Genomic DNA, 19,636 nt, shown 5'->3' with positions numbered 1-19,636 from the left:
GACGCCAAGCCCATACAACGTATGGAGCTAGGGTTTAGCCGTATGGCACGCTTGTTGCGCTCGCTCACACAATACGGCAGCCCGATCCGTGCCCTTCGGGCGAAAAGCTATTAGAGATTCAAGGAACGCCCCCATGTCCCCCGACCGCACAGCGTCGCTGTCCCACTTCGCGTTCATGCCTTTGCCGAATTTCACGATGATCGCGTTCACCAATGCGATCGAGGTGCTTCGGATGGCGAACTACCTGAGCGGCCAACCGCTCTACCGCTGGTCGGTGATCAGCCCGGAAGGCGGACCGGTCACGGCGAGCAACGGACTCACGGTCGACACGGGGCCGGCCGAGTGCGTGGGGCAGCCGGACATCGTCTTCGTGTGCGGCGGCGTGGACGTGCAGCGCGCGACGACGCCCGCCCATCTGTCGACGCTGCGCCGCTTCGCGCGCATGGGGCTGCCGCTCGGCAGCCTGTGCACGGGCACCTATGCACTCGCGAAGTCGGGGCTGCTCGCGGGGTACGCGTGCGCGATCCATTGGGAAAACATGTCGGCGCTGAAGGAAGAGTTTCCGGACACGCGCTTCCTGAAGGAACTGTTCGTGGTCGACCGCGACCGCATCACGTGCACGGGCGGCGTCGCGCCGCTCGACATGATGCTGAACCTGATCGCCGCGCGCGTGGGCACCGCGCGCGTCACGCAGATCGCCGAGCAGTTCATCGTCGAACACGTGCGCGATACCAGCGCGCAACAGCGGATGCCGCTGGTCGCGCGGCTCGGCTCGGCGAACAAGTCGCTGTTCGAAGTGATCTCGCTGATGGAGAACAACATCGAGGAGCCGCTGTCGCGCGAGGAACTCGCGCGGCTTGCGAACATGTCGCAGCGTCAGCTGCAGCGGCTGTTCCGCGAGCACCTCGGGATGACGCCCACGCACTATTACCTGACGCTGCGGCTGCGCCGCGCGCGCGAGCTGCTGCTGCAGACCGACATGTCGATCATGCACATCACGATGGCGTGCGGCTTCCAGTCGGCATGCCACTTCAGCAAGAGCTATCGCGACGCGTTCGGCGTCGCGCCGACGCGCGAACGCCGCAAGCAGGTCGCGCCGCTCGCGCAGGGTGTGACGGGCGGGGCGGCGGCGTTTCCGGCCCATCTGCTTCATGTGTGAAGCGGGCGTGGCGCGAATAAAAAAAAGCGGCCTTCAAGGCCGCTTTTCATTTTCGCTTACGATCCCCACACCTGCATTTCATCGAGCGAATAACCCCACTGCGTTGCCCGCTTCGTACCGATCATCCGCACGTAGCGCCCCTGCCCATTGAGGTTCGGCAGCGTAACGTGACCGTACGACACGCCGTTGTTCGTCGAATAAACCGTCGTCCAGTTCGCGTTGTCGTTCGACGTCTGGATCTGGTAGACGAGCGCACCTGCATCCCAGTAAAGATCGACGCTGCTGACCTTCTTCACCGCGCCGAGATCGACGGAGATCCATTCCGTGCCGACACCCGCGCCTTCCGGCGAATCCCAGCGCGTGCTCGTCGTGTTGCCGTCGAATGCCTTGTCCGGCGTCAGCGACGCGTTGTAGCTCGCCGACGCGGCGGCCGGACGCCCTTGCGACAGCAGCGTCGGCTGCGCGGCCGCCGGGCCGCCGTAGTAGCTCGCGCCAAGCTTCGCTTTGGTCGTATCCGCGTTCACGCCGAATTGCGACAGGCTCCAGCGCTGGCCGGTCGTCACGTCACCCACGTAGAGCTGGTAGCCGCCCGCCGTCGTCGACGAGAAGAACACGTAGTTCGTGCCGCTCACCGGTGCCGGGTCCGAATTGTTGCTCATGCAGTCGTTGATCGGCAGCGCGCTCGGCGTCGACGCCGGGTCCGCGGTCTTCGCGTAGATCTGGTCCGCACCGCCGCTGTCCTTCCAGCGTGCGTAGAACACCATGCCATCGCGGCGCACGATCGGGTAGTAGGTCTGCAGCCCGGCCGGATGATCGAATACCGCCGTAGCGCCGGTCGCGATCGTGCGCTTCATCAGCCCCATGTTCGAGCCGGTGCCCGTCGCGTAGTACACGGCGCTCGCGTCCGGCGCGAGGAACGGCATCGAGTATTCGCTGCCTGCCGGCGCGTTCGTCAGGCTCACGACCGACGTGAACACCGGGCCCGCGCTCGTGTACGACAGCGTGCCCTGCTTCACGTCGCCGTTCTGCTTGAACACGAGCGTCTTGCCGTCGGCCGCGAACTTCGGATCCTCGTTGCGCGTAGCGCCAGTGCTGTTCGTCAGGTTGACGGGCGGCGTGCCGGCGCCAAGCTGCAGCATGAACACGTTCCACGCGCCGTTGCTGATCCCCATGAACGCGAGCCACTTGCCGTCGGGGCTGAACACGCCATTCATCGGATCGGTGATGCCCCAGCTGCTCTTGCTCAGTTGCGTGAGCGTGCGGGCGGAAAAGTCGTACAAAAACAGTTGGCTCGTGCCGTCGCCGTACTTGACGTAGCTGTGATAGACGAGCTTGCCGGTCAGTGCGCCGGGGAACGACGCGTTCGACTGAGCCGGCGGATTGTTGACGCAGGCGGCCGCGGCGGCGCCGCTGAACAGGTCGAGGGCGATGCCGGCCACGAGGCCCGCGACGAGGAACTTCGATTTCACGCTGAATGCTTCCGGATAAGGGTGAGGACGCCGTAGACAGGTCCCGCTCGCGGTGCGCGGGGGTCACGGATCCGCCCTTCGGCAGTGAACTCCGTATCGACCAGGCTTCGGGAACAAAGATTGCGCAGAATGCCCGTTCACAGGTCTGAAGAAAAGGATCAGAGTCGGTCGAAAACGTGCGGATCAGCAATATGCGGATCGACGAGTGGGGCGGGATTGAACGCGGCGGATGGCGTGCTACTCTTTTTTTCATCGACGGCCGCGGTCGGCCGGAGGGCGGGCATGAAGCGATATGCGGCGCTCGCGCAGACGATTGCGGACTCGATCAGGCGTGGCGACCTCGCGGCCGGCGCCCGGATCCCGACCGTGCGCTCGGCGTGCCGCGCCTATCGTGTGAGTCCTTCCACCGTGTTTCGCGCGTACTACACGCTCGAAAGCGAGGGCCTCATCGTCGCGCGCGCGCGTTCCGGGTATTTCGTCGCGGACCTCGACGACAAGCGCGTGCGTACCAGCCAGGACACGCCACGCAAGCCGGGCGCGTCGCCGACCGGCGACGACACGCTGTTCCGCTTGATCGACTCGCTCAAGCGCGACGACATCGTGCCGCTGGGTTCGGCATTCGCCAGCTATTCACTGTTTCCGATGAGCAGCCTGTGGCGCTACGCGGCGACGGCGGCCCGCAACATGGACCGTGCGCAACTGCTGGCGGGACTGCCGCCCGGCCACGAAGCGCTGCGCCGCCAGATCGCAATGCGCTACCTGAACGCGGGCGCCGCATTGCCGATGGAAGAGATCGTCATCACGACCGGCGCGGCCGAAGCGCTGACGCTGAGCCTGCAGGCGCTCACGCGCCCCGGCGATATCGTCGCGATCGAACGCCCGGCTTTCCCCGCGGTGTTGCAGGCCGTGCAGCGGCTGCATCTGAAGACCGTCGAAATCCCGGTCGACCCGCGCACCGGCCTCGATCTCGACGCACTCGCCGATGCGCTGGACACGCATCCGGTGCGCGCGTGCTGGTTCATGACCTCGCTTCACAACCCGACCGGCGCGACGCTGTCCGACGAGCGCAAGCGCGCACTGATCGACCTGCTCGCGTCGCACGAGGTGCCGCTGATCGAGGACGACGTGTTCGGCGAACTGCATTTCGGGCCGTTGCCCACGCGCCCCGCGAAACTGTACGACGATAGCGGGCTGGTGCTGCATTGCGGATCGTTCTCGAAGTGCCTCGCTCCCGGTTTCCGGGTCGGCTGGGTCGCGGCCGGACGCTATGTCGAACAGATCAGCCACGTGAAGAACGAAAGCGCGCCGGCCGCCGACGTGCCCGCGCAGATGGCCGTATCGAGCTACCTGCGCGACGGCGCGTACGACCGCTTCCTGCGCCGGCTCCGGCGCAACCTGGCCGCGCACCAGACGCAGATGCTGGCCGCCGTTCGCGCGTACTTTCCGCCCGACACGGAGGTGTACGCACCGCGCGGCGGGTATTTTCTGTGGATCGAATTGCCGCCGCACGTGGACGCGATGCAGTTGTTCGACGACGCGATGGACAACGGCGTCAGCCTCGCGCCCGGGCCGATCTTTTCCGTGACGGGCGCATTTCACCGTTATGTCCGGCTGAACTATGGCCGGCCCTGGACCCCTGCCGTCGAGGACGCGATGCGGACCATCGGGACGCTCGCCGGGCGGCAACGACAGACGAGGTAGCAACACCATGCAAGTCCTGCTCAACCGGAATGTGCGGCCCCGCGACACGCTGCGCGGCGCACTGAACCTGCGTGCCGAGCCGCACGGTGCCGTCAGCCAGCGCTGCCGGGAATGCGGCTTCCTGGCGTTTCGCGCCAGCGAGCAGTGCCCCGTCTGCGGTGTAGGGGACTGGCCGTTCACGCCGCTGCGCGACCGGCGCGGCGACGCACATGCCGGGCAGGCCGCGTCCCCGCCCGACACGCAGCGGCCTGTACCGGCGTGGTCGTCGCGCGTCGCGGCCGCGGTGCGCAGCGCCGCGATCCGGCGGCCGCGCCCGTCCAGCGCGCCGCTGCTGAGCATCCTCACCCTCGTGCTGATGGTCGGCGGCTATGTGACGTTCGACCGGACGTGCCGGGCGGATCCCGTCTGTCGCGGCCCGGCTGCGCCCGGTGCGACAACGATCGATGCCGGCGCGCACGGCGCCGACGCGCCGACGTTGCCGGTCGTGCCCGTGCCCGTCTATGCGTTTCATCGTGCAGACGATAAGCCGGCCGCCGCACACGAGACGCCGGTCGCGGCCGACGACACGCAGATCGCGGCCGAGCCGCCGCGCGCGACCGCACGCTCCACCGCACGCGCGACCACGACGCTCGCGCGGCATGCGCCACCGGTTCGCGAGCCGCAGCACGCGCGCAACGGCGTCCGCGTCGCCGACTGGAAAGGCGGCGTCCCGGCCCGGCGCACGCATGCGATTCATCGCGTGAGTGTGCATACACGCCACGGGCGCCGCGCCGCGGCGACCGAAATCCAATTGGCCGGGGTCTATCGCGGACACTAAGCGCGCCGCGCGCCCACAGCGACAACGGGCGGCACCGTCTCCGGTGCCGCCCGCTTCATGCGCTTCCTGGTTCGTGCGTCAGGCCGCCAGCAAACCGTGCGGATCGATCACGAATTTGCGCGGCGCGCCGCCGTCGAACTTCTTGTAGCCTTCCGGCGCCTGATCGAGCGAGATCACCTCGACGTTGACGATCTTCGCGATCGGCAGACGGTCGAACAGGATTGCCTGCATCAGGTTGCGGTTGTACTTCAGCACCGGCGTCTGGCCCGTGAAGAACGAGTGCGACTTCGCCCAGCCGAGGCCGAAGCGAATGCTCAGGCTGCCGTGCTGCGCGGCCTTGTCCTTCGCGCCCGGATCGTCCGTCACGTACAGGCCGGGGATACCGATCGCGCCGGCCGGACGCGTGATTTCCATCAGCGAGTTCAGCACCGTCGCGGGCGCTTCCTCGGAATGGCCCGACGAACCGTGGCCGTGCGCCTCGAAGCCGACGCAGTCGACCGCGCAGTCGATTTCCGGCACGCCGAGAATCTGCTCGATCTGCTCGCCGAGCGATGCGTCCTTCGACAGGTCGACCGTCTCGAAGCCCATCGCCCGCGCATGCGCGAGGCGTTCCTCGTTCATGTCGCCGACGATGGTCACCGCCGCGCCCAGCAGGCGCGCCGATGCAGCCGCCGCCATCCCGACCGGGCCCGCGCCCGCGATATAGACCGTCGAGCCCGGCTTCACGCCCGCGCTCACCGCGCCGTGATAACCGGTCGGCAGAATGTCGGACAGGCAGGTCAGGTCGCGAATCTTCGCCATCGCCTGATCGCGGTCCGGGAATTTCAGCAGGTTGAAGTCCGCGTACGGCACGAGCACGTACTCGGCCTGGCCGCCGATCCAGCCGCCCATGTCGACGTAGCCGTATGCGCCGCCGGCTCGCGACGGGTTCACGTTCAGGCACACGCCCGTATGCGTGTCCTTGCACATCGCGCAGCGTCCGCACGCGACGTTGAACGGCACCGACACGAGATCGCCGAGCTTCAGCGTCTCGACGTCGCGGCCCACCTCGACCACTTCGCCGGTGATCTCGTGACCGAGCACGAGGCCGACCGGGGCGGTCGTGCGGCCGCGCACCATGTGCTGGTCGGAACCGCAGATGTTCGTGCTCACCACTTTCAGGATCACACCGTGGCCGATCGCGCGGCCGGTCGGGTCGACCATTTTCGGATAATCGATCTTCTGTACTTCGACCTTGCCCGGCCCAAGATAGACGACACCTCGATTGCTGCTCATCGTATTGTCTCCATGTCTCGTTGGATGGCGCTGCGGCACGCCGGCGGGTGCGGCGCTTACGCAACGTGCTGTTCGAGAGTAGTCCCGGAGGCGGGGGCGCCGATGTCTCAAACCCGACATGCGTTTGATCGGTGCCGACATCGATGGCGCAAACGCGAAAGTCGGGCCGGAAAGCGGTCGGAAGGCAGTACCAAGGAAGACGCGGAGCGCGCGGGCCGCAAAGGCCGGCCGGTTCAAGTGATCAGGGCGATCCGCCCCGCCGGCCGGGCGCGCGTTATCCGCCCTGATTCTCGCGGATGATCGCGGCGGCAGCCGCCTGCGCGTCGCTCGCGACGCCGTCGTGCATGCGCGTGCTGACGGCCGGTGTCGGCGGCTCGCTGTCGAGCGCGTGGCCGTCGCGGTTGCGCGTATCGACCGTCGCGCGCATCGACAACCCGACCCTGAGCGGATGTGCGGCCAGGTCGCGGGGATCGATCGCGATCACGACCGGCACCCGCTGCACGACCTTGATCCAGTTGCCGGCCGCGTTCTGCGACGGCAGCATCGAGAACGCGCTGCCGGTGCCTGCCGAGAAGCCCTGCACGCGGCCGCGATAGACGACCCGCGAGCCGTACAGGTCCGACACCACGTCGACCGGCTGACCGGTGCGCATGTGGCGGATCTGCCCTTCCTTGAAGTTCGCTTCGATCCACAGCCGGTTCAGCTGCACGATCGACATCAGCGGCACGCCGGGCCCGACCTGCTGGCCGACCTGCACCGAACGCTGGCCGACCGTGCCGTCGACCGGCGCGACGATCATCGTGCGCTTCAGGTTCCGGTACGCGAGCCTGAACTGCGCGGCCGCCTGCACGACGGCCGGGCTTTCGTCGACCGGCAGCTTGCTGCCGAGCGCCCGCGCCGCTTCGAGCTGCGCCTGCGCGGCCGCGAGGTTCGCCTGGGCGCCGGCGACCGCCGCGCGGGCGCGCGCCAGTTCCTCCGGCGCGACGATCTCGACCGATGCGCCCGAACGCGCGGCGAGCGCGCGCTGCGCGAGCGACAGGTCGGCCTGGCGCGCGTTCACGGCTTCCACGTACATCGTGTTCGAGATCTTCGCGTTCGCGACCTGCCGCACGGCCTGCACGAGCTGCGCCTTCGCCTGCGCGAACGCGACGGACGCTTCGGTGTCGTCGAGCCGCACGAGCGGCTGCCCGGCGCGCACGGCCTGCGTATCGGCGACCAGCACGTCGGTCACCGCGCCCGGGATCTGCGCGGCGACCTGCACGATGCTGCCCGCGACGTACGCGTCGTCGGTGTCCTCGACATAGCGGTCGTGCAGCAGCCAGAACGCGATCCACACGAGCGCGGCCAGCAGCACGACCGCGAAGAACCACGTGAAGCGCTTGCGGCGGGTCGCCCGGCGCGCGTCGAGTGCCGGGTCGTTCAGTGCGGCCGGCTGCGCGGCGGTATGAAGGTTGTCGTGGTGCATCAGTCGCTTTGCGTAACGATCAGGCGGTCATGCTGGAACTGCGGGATCGCGCTCACGCGCGGGTCGGCCGAGACGATGGGTACCGCGCCGCGCGTGCCGGTGCTCACGCTCGCGCTATCGGCCGCCGCGCTGCGCGGTGTCACGAGCGCCGCCGGCGGGTCGATTGGCGCGGCGCCATTGGCGGCGGTCGCCGCGCGACGCGCTTCCGTGCCGGCGGTCGTCGCGTTGCGAGCGGCCGCGTTCGCCATCGCACCGCGCTTCGGCCGCGGGCCTTGCGCGGTACGTGTCGCGACCGGTGACGTCGATGTCGATGCCGACGCCATCGCCGCACCGGCATCGAACCCGCCGCCGAGCGCGCCGACCAACCCGACGCGCAGCGTCCGCTGCCGCCCGAGCAGCGCGATCAGCTGCGCGCGTTCATCGATCAGCGTGAGGTCCGCGACATCGACGTCCTTCTGCATCAGCACGCCGCGCCGATGGCGGTCGGCCGCGATCTGCACGATCTTCTGCGCGGCGGCGACGGCGTCCCGCTGCTGCGCGACGAGCGTCTGCGCGGTTTGCAACGACGTGACGATCTGTGCGACCTGACCGAGCGCGTCGTCGACGGTCTTGTTGTACAGCCCGATCGCGACGTCGGCCTGCGCGACGTCCGCGCCGAGCTTCGCCTTCAGCCGGCCGCGATCGAACACCGGCAGCGAGATCGCCGGGCCGACGGAGCCGGCGAGTGCGTCGCGCGAGAACAGCGACGCGGGTGTCAGCGCGAACACGCCGCCGAGCGCGACGAGGTTCACGTCCGGATAGAACTGCGCGCGCGTGGAGTCGGCATTCGCGAACGCCGCTTCGACGCGCAGGCGCGCGGCGACGATGTCGGGCCGGCGGCCGAGCAGGTCGGCCGGCAGCCGCGCGGGCAGCGCGCCGCCGGGGAAAGCGCCGACGCGCGGCCGCTGCAGCGAGAGCCCACGCTCGGGCCCGCGACCGGACAGCACGCCGAGCTGCAATTGCGCGAGCTTGATCTGCTCGTCGTTCAGCGCCATCTGTTCGAGCAGGCGGGTGCGCTTGATCGACGCGTCGCTCGCGTCGTACGCGTTGTCGAGGCCGCGCGCGGTGCGCTCGCGCAGCACGGCCGTCACGCGCTGGCTGATCTTCAGCTTCTGCTGCAGCAGGTCGCGCACCGCGTACGCCTGGTCGAGCTGGCAATACACGGAGACGATCGCGACCGCTAGCGTGAGCCGAACCTGCTCGGCCTCGACGCCGGCCGCGTCGCGCAGCGACATCAGGCTCTTCGTCGCCGCGCGGTTCCTTCCCCACAGGTCGAGCTGGTAGGTCAGCCCGACGAATACCGACGACGGCGACACGACCGGATCGCCGAAGATCTCGACCGGCACGCGATAGCCGCCGACGGACACGTCGGCGACGTCGCCCGGCTTCGGCATCCGCGCGCGGCTGACCGTCGCGCCGGCCGTGCCGGTCAACCCCGTCAGCGAATCGAATTGCCGAAGCTGCGCCTGCGCGATCCGCAGCCGCGCCTGCGCGACCTGCAGGTCGGGATTGTTCCGCGACGCCTCCGCCACCAGTTCGTCGAGCTGCGGATCCTGCAGTTGCTTGACCCAGTCGGGGGCGGGCCACGCCCCGTCCACGCCGGGGCCCGCGGTATGCGCGAGCGCATCGCCGGCCGGTGCGCGCAGCGACAGCGACGGCAGGAATCCCGACGGCACGCAACCGCCCAGCGCCAGCAGCACGGCCGCCGCGAGCATCGTCCAGGCACCCTGCCCGCCGCGCGCCGGTTGCTCCGATTTCATGACGCGTTCCATCGTTTCCCTCAACCCTGCTAGACGCGCTGCGCGCGTGCGGCCAGACGCGGCCGCGCGCGCTCGAGCGGCCCGAGCCGGCCGAGCAGGCCGTCCGCGATGCCGAACAGGATGCCGGCGAGCTTGGCGCGCTTGTCGCGCTCGACGAGCGCGATCTGCACGACCTGCCACACGGTCAGCAGATTCGGCACCATCGCCACCGGAAAGCGCAACCCGTACTGCATCCCTAGCTGCACCGCATTACGTGCGCTGTAGTAGCGCCGTTGCCACGAGTGATTCATCGACGTCATTTCGAAAGGGCCGAATGCATGCCGCTGCTTCGCGCCGATCCGGTGCTTCAGCACCAGCGACGGCACGACATAGAGCGGCACGTTGCGCGCGAGCGCGCGGAAGCTGTACTCGGTGTCGACGTGATCGATGAACAGCGTCTCGTCGAAGCGGCCGAGCACATCGAACGCGGCGCGCGACACGACGCAGCCCGACGAGATCAGGAACGCGCAGCGCTGCGGCTGCGCGTCGGGCGCGAGGTGCAGCCGGCGCACCGCGATTCCGTTCGTCGCGAGTTCGGGCAGGAAGCTGCGCGCGTTCTCGTCGAAGATGCGCGGGCCGGCGAGGAAGGCGCGCCCCGCGAGCCGCGCGCACGCGTCGCGCATCGTCGCGAAGTAACCGGCCGGCACCGACGAATCCTGATCGAACAGCGCAACGGCATCGACGTTCCGCCGAAACAGCGCCGCGAGCCCCGCGTTGTACGCGCCGGCGACGCCGCCGTGGTTGCCGTGATGCAGCAGCGCGATGCCGTCGCGCGCGCACAGCGCGCGGGCGCGCGCATCGGGCTGCGGCGTGTTGTCGACGACGAGCAGCGCGTCGCACGCGTGCCGCCACGCGCCGAGCGCCGCGAGCTGCGCGTCGGTCGGGTGATACAGGATCACGAGTGCGCCGAGCGTCGTCATGCCCCTCTCCTCAATGTCCCATCGAAACCGCGGCGCCGCGCTTCGGCCGCGTCAGCCACATCATCGCGGCGAGCACGACGCAGGTCATGCTCGCCATCCAGAACATGTCGCCCGTCGCCATCATGTACGCCTGCTGCATCACGACCTGGTGCAGCGTGGAGAGCTCGCGCATGCCATCCACGCCCATCGCGTTCAGCGTGTGCACGAAGCGCTGCGTGTTCGTCGATGCGTGCGTGACCGATTGCGACACGACGTCGTAGTGATAGGTCGCGCGGTTGTCCCACAGTGTCACGCTCATCGCGGTGCCGAACGCGGCGGACAGCGTGCGCAGGAAGTTCGACAGGCTCGACGCGGCCGCGAGCCTGTCGTCCGGAATGCGCGACAGCGTCGCGGCCGTCAGCGGAATGAAGAAGCACGGCAGTCCGATCCCCTGGATCAGCCCGGGCGCGGCGATCTGCGCGAACGTCATCTTCAGCGTGAAATGCGCGTCCCACGCGAGCACGGTCGCGAACACGAGGAAGCCGAACGTCGCGAGCACGCGTGCATCGAAGCGGTGCGCATGCAGGCCGACGAGAATCGAGAACACCAGCGCGAGCACGCCGAGCGATGCGGTGGCGAGGCCCGCGTGAAACGCGTTGTAGCCCATCACCGCCTGCATCCACAGCGGAAACACGACGCCCACCACCGAGAAGCTCATCATCCCGAGCGAGATGATCAGCACGCAGAACGAAAACGTGCGGTCGCGAAACAGGCTGAGGTCGACGACCGGATGCGTTTCGCCCGCCTCCCAGATCAGCAGCGACACGATCGCGAGACCGGCGACCACCGCGAGCGTGACGATCAGCGGCGAATCGAACCAACCCTTGTCGTGACCGAGATCGAGCATCGCCTGCAGCGAGCCGACGCCGATCACGAGCAGCACGATGCCCGGCACGTCGATCGGGCCGGCCGCGCCGCGCTGCGCGTCGGGGCGCAGCATCGCGGTGCACACGGCGAACGAGAACAGCCCGATCGGAAGGTTGATCAGGAAGATCCACGGCCACGAGAAGCTGTCGACGATCCAGCCACCGACCACCGGCCCGAAGATCGGCGCGAGCAGCACCGTCATCGCCCACAGCGCGAGCGCGACGGTGCGCTTGTCCGGCGGAAAGGTGCGCAGCAGGATCGTCTGCGACAGCGGCACCATCGGCCCCGAGCACAGCCCCTGCAATGCGCGGCAGACCACCAGCACGTTCAGGTCGCGTGCGAGCCCGCACAGCAGCGACGTCAGCGTGAACAGCAGCACCGCGCCGATGAACAGCCGCCGCTCGCCGACGCGGCGCGCGAGCCAGCCGGTCAGCGGCACCGCGATCGCGGCCGCGACCGAATACGAGCTGATCACCCACGTGCCCTGGCTGTTCGACACGCCGAGACTGCCGGAGATCGCCGGCACCGCGACGTTCGTCACGGTCGAGTCGAGCACTTCGATGAAGGTCGCGAGCGACAGCGCGAACGTGAGGAGCGCGAGCCGGGCGCCGCGCACCGGTGGCGCGGCAGCCGCGGCGGACGCGGCGGCGTCCCGAAGCGGCGATGCCGTGCTCATGCGCCCGCCATCGCGACCGCGACCGGCGAGATCGCGCGGCCGCGTTTCGGTGCAACGCGCTCGATGAAATCGGCGGCCGTCGCGCAGCCGTCCGGCGCGGCATTGATCAGCGCCCGTGCGCGTTCCGCATACACCGCGAATTCGGGCTCGCTCAGTACGCGCATGAGCGCCGCACCGAGCCGCGCGCCGTCGACCGGCGCGTCGATGCGTACGCCGGCACCGCTCGTCGCGACACGCTGCGCATTGTCGAACTGGTCGTGCGCGAACGGCGTCACGACCTGCGGAATTCCGGCTTCGAACGCGAGCGCCGCGGTACCGATGCCGCCGTGATGCACGAGTGCGCGGCAACGCGGCAGCAGCGTGCGCATCGGCACGAAGCGGCGCACCAGCAGCCGGTCGCTGTCCGGTGCCGCATCGTGCGGGCTCAGCAGGATGCCGCGCGCGCCGGTCGCGCGCATCGCGTCGGCGACCGCACGCGCATACGCGGCGTGATCGACGCGCGTCGAGCCGGCCGTGAACACCACGGGCGGCTCGCCGGCCGCGAGAAACGCGTCGAGCGCGGGATCGTCGTCGGGCGTCGCGACGTCGTTGAACAGCGGAAAGCCGCTTTGCAGAAGACGGGCCGGCCAGTCGCGCTGCGCCGGCGCGAACCAGTCGGGAAACAGGCACAGCACGCCATCGGTCGAATGCAGCCAGCGGCCCAGCACGCGCCGCGCGGGCGCCAGCCCGAGGTCGCGGCGCACTGCATCGAGCGCCGGCCCGCACACGCGGTCGAGCACCAGCCGCTCGATCAGCGTCATCAGCGCCGCCTTCACCGGCAGCGGCCAGCGCGCGGGAATCGTCAGGCGCGGATGCGTCGGCGGCACGTGCGCGGACAGCAGCGTCGACGGCGACACCTGCACCGACACGTACGGCGTGCCGTGCCGCTCCTGCATGAAGCGCGCGGAAAACGCCCACAGCGTGCCGACCAGCACGGTGTCGCGATCGGTCAGCGCGCACAGCGCGTCGTAATGCGGGCGCAGCACGGGGGCGATCACCTGCCACAGCGTGCGAAACGACGTGCGCGGATCCCACAGCGCAGGGTTCGCCATCGCGGCCTCGTACTCGGCCGCGGTGCCGACCGGCACGAACGCGAACCCGCAGCGGCGCACGGTCGCCTCGAACGGCGGATGCGTGCAGAACACGACATCGTGGCCGCGCATCGCGAGCGCGCGCGCGACGCCGAGCAGCGGATGCACGTCGCCCGCCGAGCCGATCGCGGTCACGATCATCTTCGCCATCGCGCGCCTCGCGGAAAGATCAGTAGAAACCGGGGATCAGCGCCGCGACTTCGCGACGGTACTGCGCGTATGCCGGCCCGAAATGGCCGGTCAGCCAGCTCTCCTCGACGCGCACCTTGTATGCAAGCGACGCGAACACCAGCGCGACACCGAATGCACCGCGCCACTCGCCGCCGATCAGTGCGGCACCCACCAGCGCGATAAGACAGCCGGTGTAGATCGGATGACGCACGAGGCCATACGGGCCGGTGCGGACGAGTTCGTGGTTCTCCTTCAGCGTGACGGACACGCTCCAGTTCGTGCCGAGATGCAGCCGCGCCCACACCGAGAACAACAGCCCCGCGACCAGCACCGCGAGCCCGCACTGGGCCTGCAGGCCGAAGCGGTGCCAGTCCGGCACCAACGCGCGCAGGGTCAGGTCGGGCAGGATGATCAGCGCACCGCCGACGATCAGCGGAATCGACTGCAGCGTGCGCGAGCGCGACGCCTCCTTGCGCACGGTCGTCTTCACGGCCTGCGACGTCATGATCCAGTAGGCGAGCCACGCGGCCCACGGAACGACGATGGCGATGGTCTGAACGATATTCACGGCTGGCCTGCCTTGTGTGGATGAGAATTCGGATGCGCGCGGCGTGCGCGGTGCGTGCCGCGTCACGACGACATGGCCGGCATCGGCGCGGACACGCACGCGTGAGCGGCGCCGAGCCCGACGCCCGCGGCTACGGGCGGCGCGTCGCAGAAGAAACCGAGCAGCGCGGCACGCGTGGCCTCGCGCTGCGCGCGGCCTTCGATGTCGAGAAAATGACCGGCGTCGGGAATCGTCGCGAAGCGCGCACGCGGCACGTGCGCGGCGAGCTGACGGACGTCGGCCGGCGTCGTGTATTCGTCGCGCTCGCCGTTCACGAACAGCAGCTCGGCGCCGATGTTCGTGAACTCGCTCAGGTAGCGCTCCGGCTGCAGCGACAGGATCTGATCGACGTGGAACGCGACCTGATCCTGCTCGTCGCGCGGCAGGCGCGTCAGGTAGCGGTAGTTGTACAACTTCATGATGCGCGGCAGGTAGCGGCCGACCGTGTCGTTCAGCAGCTGCGCGGCCTTCAGGTTCTCGCCGGCCGCGATGTGGTCGCGGGCACGCGTCACGTAGTCGACCATCGCGCCGTTCAGGAACGGCGAGAACGAACAGATCGCCGCGCGCCGCACGCTCGGGCAGCCGCGCGCGAGCGCGAACAGCGACGCGACGCCGCCCCACGACACCGACACGAGGAACGCGGGCGCGAAGTGCTCGACCAGATGCTGGAGAATCGCGGCCTCGTCGTCCTTCGTCAGGATGAAGCAGCCGGGGTTGTGCTGGCGCGACTGCCCCGCGTACGGCAGGTCGAAGCAGATCGTGTTCATCCGCTCGCCGAGATACTGGACGGTCTGGCCGAACGACGCGGTCGTCGCGAGCGCGCCGTTGACGAGCATCGCCGTGTCGAAGGACGGATCGAACACGTTCCGTTCGACGTAGACCTTCAGACCATTCGGCAGCGGGACCACGTGTTTTTCGGTCGGCATCGTCGTTCTCCGGTGGATGCGGCGTCTCGGCGTCGCGGCATGCTGCAGGTGCGCAATGGCGGGCGGCGACCGTGTTCCGCCGTTGACCGCGCCCATTGCCGACGCACCGCGGAAAATACCCGCGGCGCCGATTCATTCCTTGGGATGCGGCGCCATCCTAATACGGGCAATATTACTTACTCAAGTCACCCCAACGATTCCCTCTACTCCACCCGGGAATACAAGCGATTCAAATTTTTTCAGCATTTTTTATGGTAGGAGGAATCGGACGAAAGGAGATCGCAATCGTTTGCGAGTGCGCCACGAAACGGGCCACACGGCGTCCAATATTCTTTAAATTCAATCACATAACTCGATTCAATCGCCTGATTGAAACGAATTTTCGGAAAATGCAGGCCTCGTCATCGGCAATTCCAATTTCCGGATCCAAAACCATTCTCACATAGCTCGACATTCTTTCGACGTGTAATAAATCGGATTCAGAAACGGCCGAAACCATTGCATCAGATTTTCCCGATCCGTTTTAAACAAACTTAAAATTATTTAACCTCCTTTCAATTCGTTTTTCCGCATCCGCACAATCGCGGCGACGCCGTCGGTTTCCATCCTCCGACACCCGATCCACCTTCCGACCCCGCTTTTTTATTGATTGAACGATCAATAAAAAACCGCTAAGCTTTGGACTTCCAGGAACGGGCCCGTCCGGGCGAAAGGAGAGTGCGCGATGCCGAAAGTCGGAATGCGGGAGATACGCCGCGCACAGTTGATCGACGCCACGCTGCGCTCGATCGACGAAGCCGGCCTGCCCGGCACGACGCTCGCATCGGTCGCGCAGCGCGCGAACATCTCGACGGGCATCGTCAGCCACTACTTCGGCGACAAGGACGGCCTGCTCGAAGCCACGATGCGGCACGTGCTGCGCGATCTGTGGGCCGCCACCACGCAACGTCGCGTCGCCGCGCGCAAGGATCCGCGTTCGCGGCTGCGCGCGATCGTCGCCGCGAACTTCGACGACACGCAGGTCAGCGCGCCCGTGATGAAGACCTGGCTCGCGTTCTGGTCGCAGAGCATGCACGACGCGATGCTCAAGCGCCTGCAGCATGTCAACACGCGGCGCCTCCATTCGAACCTGTGCGCGGAATTCGCGAAGGCGCTGCCGCGCGCGAAAGCACGGCAAGCCGCCAGCGGCCTCGCCGCGCTGATCGACGGCCTGTGGCTGCGCGGCGCCCTCGCCGGCGGCCCGATCGACACCCGGGCTGCATTGAAGCTCGCCCACGATTACATCGACCTGCTGCTCGCGTCCGACTGACGCGTCACGCAGTCGCCCTCAAGGAGATCCTCATGTCCGTATACGGTTTGCAGCGCCTCTACATCGGCGGCGGTTACGTCGACGCCACCAGCGGCAAGACTTTCGACACCTTCGATCCCGCCACCGGCGAACTGCTCGCGCAGGTGCAGCAGGCGAGCGCGGCCGACGTCGACCGCGCGGTCGCGTCGGCCCGGGAAGGCCAGCGCGAATGGGCCGCGATGACCGCGATGCAGCGCTCGCGGATCCTGCGCCGCGCGGTCGACCTGCTGCGCGAACGCAACGACGAGCTCGCGGCCATCGAGACGCGCGACACCGGCAAGCCGATCGGCGAGACGCTCGCGGTCGACATCGTCACCGGCGCGGACGTGATCGAGTACTACGCGGGCCTCGCGACCGCGATCGAAGGGCTGCAGGTCCCGCTGCGCGCCGAGTCGTTCGTCTATACGCGCCGCGAGCCGCTCGGCGTGTGCGCGGGCATCGGCGCCTGGAACTACCCGATCCAGATCGCATGCTGGAAGACGGCGCCCGCGCTCGCGGCCGGCAACGCGATGGTGTTCAAGCCGAGCGAGGTCACGCCGCTCACCGCGCTGAAGCTCGCCGAAATCTATACGGAAGCCGGCGTGCCGGCCGGCGTGTTCAACGTCGTACAGGGCGACGGCTCGGTCGGCGCGCTGCTCACCGGTCACCCGGACATCGCGAAGGTGTCGTTCACCGGTGGCGTCGAGACCGGCAAGAAGGTGATGTCGCTGGCCGGCGCGTCGTCGCTGAAGGAAGTGACGATGGAGCTCGGCGGCAAGTCGCCGCTGATCGTGTTCGAGGATGCCGATCTCGACCGCGCGGCCGACATCGCGGTGACCGCCAACTTCTTCAGCTCGGGCCAGGTCTGCACGAACGGCACGCGCGTGTTCGTGCATCGCTCGGTCAAGGACGCGTTCACGCAGCGCGTGCTCGAACGCGTGAAGCGGATTCGCGTCGGCAAGCCGACCGATGCCGATACCAACTTCGGCCCGCTCGTGTCGGCCGCGCAGCTCGACAAGGTGCTCGGCTTCATCGACAGCGGCAAGGCCGAAGGCGCGAAGCTGCTCGCCGGCGGCACGCGCCTGACCGACGGCCACTTCGGCAGCGGCCAGTACGTCGCGCCGACCGTGTTCGGCGACTGCCGCGACGACATGAAGATCGTGCGCGAAGAGATTTTCGGGCCGGTGATGAGCATCCTCGATTTCGAATCGGAGGACGAAGTAATCGCCCGCGCGAACGACACGCACTACGGCCTCGCGGCCGGCGTCGTAACCGAGAACCTGTCGCGCGCGCACCGCACGATCCATCGTCTCGAAGCCGGCATCTGCTGGATCAACACGTGGGGCGAATCGCCGGCCGAGATGCCGGTTGGCGGATACAAGCAATCCGGTGTCGGACGCGAGAACGGCATCACGACGCTCGAACACTACACTCGAATCAAGTCGGTACAGGTCGAGCTCGGCCGCTACAACCCGGTGTTTTGAGAACGATAGGAGATACCCCGTCATGACGACACGCGAATACGACTACATCATCTGCGGCGCCGGTTCCGCGGGCAACGTGCTCGCGACGCGCCTGACGGAAGATCCGAACGTCACGGTGCTGCTGCTCGAAGCGGGCGGCCCCGACTACCGCTTCGACTTCCGCACGCAGATGCCGGCAGCGCTCGCCTATCCGCTGCAGGGCCGTCGCTACAACTGGGCCTACGAGACCGACCCCGAGCCGCACATGGACAACCGCCGGATGGAATGCGGCCGCGGCAAGGGGCTCGGCGGCTCGTCGCTGATCAACGGGATGTGCTACATCCGCGGCAACGCGCTCGACTACGACAACTGGTCGACGCACAAGGGGCTCGAGAACTGGACGTATCTCGACTGCCTGCCGTACTTCAAGAAAGCCGAGACGCGCGACGTCGGCCCGAACGACTATCACGGCGGCGACGGCCCCGTGTCGGTCACGACCAGCAAGCCGGGCGTGAACCCGCTGTTCGAGGCGATGGTCGATGCGGGCGTGCAGGCCGGCTATCCGCGCACCGACGACCTGAACGGCTATCAGCAGGAAGGCTTCGGCCCGATGGACCGCACCGTCACGCCGAAGGGCCGCCGCGCCAGCACCGCGCGTGGCTACCTCGACCAGGCGAAGGGCCGGCCGAACCTCGAGATCGTCACGCACGCGCTCGCCGACCGCATCCTGTTCGACGGCAAGCGCGCGTCGGGCGTCACGTACCTGCGCGGCAGCGAGCGCGCGAATGCGCACGCGCGCCGCGAGGTACTCGTGTGCAGTGGCGCGATCGCGTCGCCGCAGTTGCTGCAACGCTCGGGCGTCGGCCCCGGCGCATGGCTGAAGGAACTCGACATCCCGATCGTGCTCGACCTGCCCGGCGTCGGCCAGAACCTGCAGGATCACCTGGAGATGTACATCCAGTACGAGTGCAAGGAGCCGGTGTCGCTGTATCCGGCGCTCAAGTGGTGGAACCAGCCGAAGATCGGCCTCGAATGGATGCTGAACGGCACGGGCCTCGGCGCGAGCAACCACTTCGAGGCGGGCGGCTTCATCCGCACGCGCGACGACGATCCCTGGCCGAACATCCAGTATCACTTCCTGCCCGTTGCGATCAACTACAACGGCTCGAACGCGATCGAGATGCACGGCTTCCAGGCGCACGTCGGGTCGATGCGTTCGCCGAGCCGCGGCCGCGTGAAGCTGCGCTCGCGCGATCCGAACGCGCATCCGAGCATCCTGTTCAACTACATGGCCGAAGCGCTCGACTGGCGCGAGTTCCGCGATGCGATCCGCGCGACGCGCGAGATCATGCGGCAGCCCGCGCTCGACCGCTATCGCGGCCGCGAGCTGAACCCGGGCGCCGACTGCAAGTCCGACAAGGAGCTCGACACGTTCGTGCGGGCCCGCGCGGAAACCGCGTTCCATCCGTCGTGCTCGTGCAAGATGGGCTACGACGACATGGCCGTGGTCGACGAGGAAGGTCGCGTGCACGGGCTGGAAGGGCTGCGCGTCGTCGATGCGTCGATCATGCCGATCATCACGACCGGCAACCTGAACGCGCCGACGATCATGATCGCGGAGAAGATCGCCGACAAGATCCGCGGCCGCCAGCCGCTTGCGCGTGTCGACGTGCCCTACTTCGTCGCGAACGGAGCGATGGCGCGCAATGTCGCGAAGGCGGTGCGGCAGCCGGAGACGGTGTAATCGCACCAGCACCCCGCCCCGCGCACGCGGTAGCGGCAGCAA

15 protein-coding genes are annotated in these 19,636 nt (G+C 68.0%); 6 read left to right on the top strand and 9 right to left on the bottom strand.

The features are described from left to right. Positions 1 to 133: 133 nt before the first annotated feature. Positions 134 to 1,159 carry a GlxA family transcriptional regulator gene (locus FFI87_RS19450; RefSeq protein ID WP_138849456.1) on the top strand — a complete coding sequence of 342 codons (1,026 nt, stop codon included), beginning with the start codon at positions 134 to 136 and terminating at the stop codon, positions 1,157 to 1,159. Between the two features lie 56 nt (positions 1,160 to 1,215). Here the strand turns inward: FFI87_RS19450 and FFI87_RS19445 are convergent, their stop codons facing one another. Next, positions 1,216 to 2,628 (bottom strand): discoidin domain-containing protein, encoded by a 1,413-nt coding sequence (locus FFI87_RS19445; RefSeq protein ID WP_012366737.1) that lies wholly within the window; start codon positions 2,626 to 2,628, stop codon positions 1,216 to 1,218. A 282-nt stretch (positions 2,629 to 2,910) separates the two neighbouring features. On the opposite strand from FFI87_RS19445, the gene FFI87_RS19440 reads away from it, so the two are divergent. Next, entirely contained in the window at positions 2,911 to 4,329 is a 1,419-nt protein-coding gene (locus tag FFI87_RS19440) for a PLP-dependent aminotransferase family protein (protein ID WP_138850225.1), read from the top strand. 7 nt (positions 4,330 to 4,336) lie between these two features. Next, positions 4,337 to 5,146: an ATP-dependent serine protease gene (locus FFI87_RS19435; protein ID WP_138849457.1), complete on the top strand. Its 810-nt coding sequence runs from the start codon at positions 4,337 to 4,339 to the stop codon at positions 5,144 to 5,146. 78 nt (positions 5,147 to 5,224) lie between these two features. On the opposite strand, the gene fdhA is transcribed toward FFI87_RS19435, so the two are convergent. The 8 genes from fdhA to FFI87_RS19390 all read right to left on the bottom strand — a co-directional run bounded on the left by fdhA (position 5,225) and on the right by FFI87_RS19390 (position 15,060). Next, entirely contained in the window at positions 5,225 to 6,421 is a 1,197-nt protein-coding gene (gene fdhA / locus FFI87_RS19430) for a formaldehyde dehydrogenase, glutathione-independent (protein ID WP_006755768.1), read from the bottom strand. Positions 6,422 to 6,695: 274 nt separating this feature from the next. Then, complete coding sequence (locus FFI87_RS19420) at positions 6,696 to 7,886, bottom strand: HlyD family efflux transporter periplasmic adaptor subunit (RefSeq protein ID WP_138849459.1); 1,191 nt, start codon at positions 7,884 to 7,886, stop codon at positions 6,696 to 6,698. Continuing rightward, the gene (locus FFI87_RS19415; protein WP_138849460.1) at positions 7,886 to 9,697 is read right to left on the bottom strand and encodes an efflux transporter outer membrane subunit; all 1,812 of its coding nucleotides are present in this window, start codon (positions 9,695 to 9,697) and stop codon (positions 7,886 to 7,888) included. Before FFI87_RS19415 ends, FFI87_RS19420 begins: the two co-directional genes overlap by 1 nt. Before the next feature lie 17 nt (positions 9,698 to 9,714). After that, positions 9,715 to 10,644: a glycosyltransferase family 2 protein gene (locus FFI87_RS19410; protein WP_138849461.1), complete on the bottom strand. Its 930-nt coding sequence runs from the start codon at positions 10,642 to 10,644 to the stop codon at positions 9,715 to 9,717. 10 nt (positions 10,645 to 10,654) lie between these two features. Next, complete coding sequence (locus FFI87_RS19405) at positions 10,655 to 12,226, bottom strand: DHA2 family efflux MFS transporter permease subunit (protein ID WP_138849462.1); 1,572 nt, start codon at positions 12,224 to 12,226, stop codon at positions 10,655 to 10,657. Continuing rightward, positions 12,223 to 13,506 (bottom strand): glycosyltransferase, encoded by a 1,284-nt coding sequence (locus FFI87_RS19400; RefSeq protein WP_012366744.1) that lies wholly within the window; start codon positions 13,504 to 13,506, stop codon positions 12,223 to 12,225. Before FFI87_RS19400 ends, FFI87_RS19405 begins: the two co-directional genes overlap by 4 nt. 19 nt (positions 13,507 to 13,525) lie before the next feature. Further along, positions 13,526 to 14,095 carry a methyltransferase family protein gene (locus FFI87_RS19395; RefSeq protein ID WP_138849463.1) on the bottom strand — a complete coding sequence of 190 codons (570 nt, stop codon included), beginning with the start codon at positions 14,093 to 14,095 and terminating at the stop codon, positions 13,526 to 13,528. A 62-nt stretch (positions 14,096 to 14,157) separates the two neighbouring features. Continuing rightward, positions 14,158 to 15,060, bottom strand: a complete 903-nt coding sequence (locus FFI87_RS19390; RefSeq protein ID WP_138849464.1) for an alpha/beta fold hydrolase — start codon at positions 15,058 to 15,060, stop codon at positions 14,158 to 14,160. A 724-nt stretch (positions 15,061 to 15,784) separates the two neighbouring features. Between FFI87_RS19390 and betI the strand changes: the two genes are divergently transcribed. Genes betI through betA form a run of 3 tightly spaced genes read left to right on the top strand, consistent with a single transcriptional unit; the run spans position 15,785 to position 19,594 of the window. Further along, positions 15,785 to 16,369: a transcriptional regulator BetI gene (gene betI / locus FFI87_RS19385; RefSeq protein WP_011659481.1), complete on the top strand. Its 585-nt coding sequence runs from the start codon at positions 15,785 to 15,787 to the stop codon at positions 16,367 to 16,369. A gap of 32 nt (positions 16,370 to 16,401) precedes the next feature. Next, positions 16,402 to 17,871, top strand: a complete 1,470-nt coding sequence (betB, locus tag FFI87_RS19380) for a betaine-aldehyde dehydrogenase (RefSeq protein ID WP_006752712.1) — start codon at positions 16,402 to 16,404, stop codon at positions 17,869 to 17,871. 22 nt (positions 17,872 to 17,893) lie between these two features. Beyond that, on the top strand, positions 17,894 to 19,594 hold the full coding sequence (gene betA / locus FFI87_RS19375; RefSeq protein WP_138849465.1) for a choline dehydrogenase: 1,701 nt from the start codon (positions 17,894 to 17,896) through the stop codon (positions 19,592 to 19,594). Positions 19,595 to 19,636 lie beyond the last annotated feature (42 nt).

It is taken from the genome of Burkholderia sp. KBS0801 (assembly GCF_005937855.2).
Lineage (GTDB): Bacteria > Pseudomonadota > Gammaproteobacteria > Burkholderiales > Burkholderiaceae > Burkholderia > Burkholderia ambifaria.
This window is presented reverse-complemented; position numbering and strand designations above follow the sequence as displayed.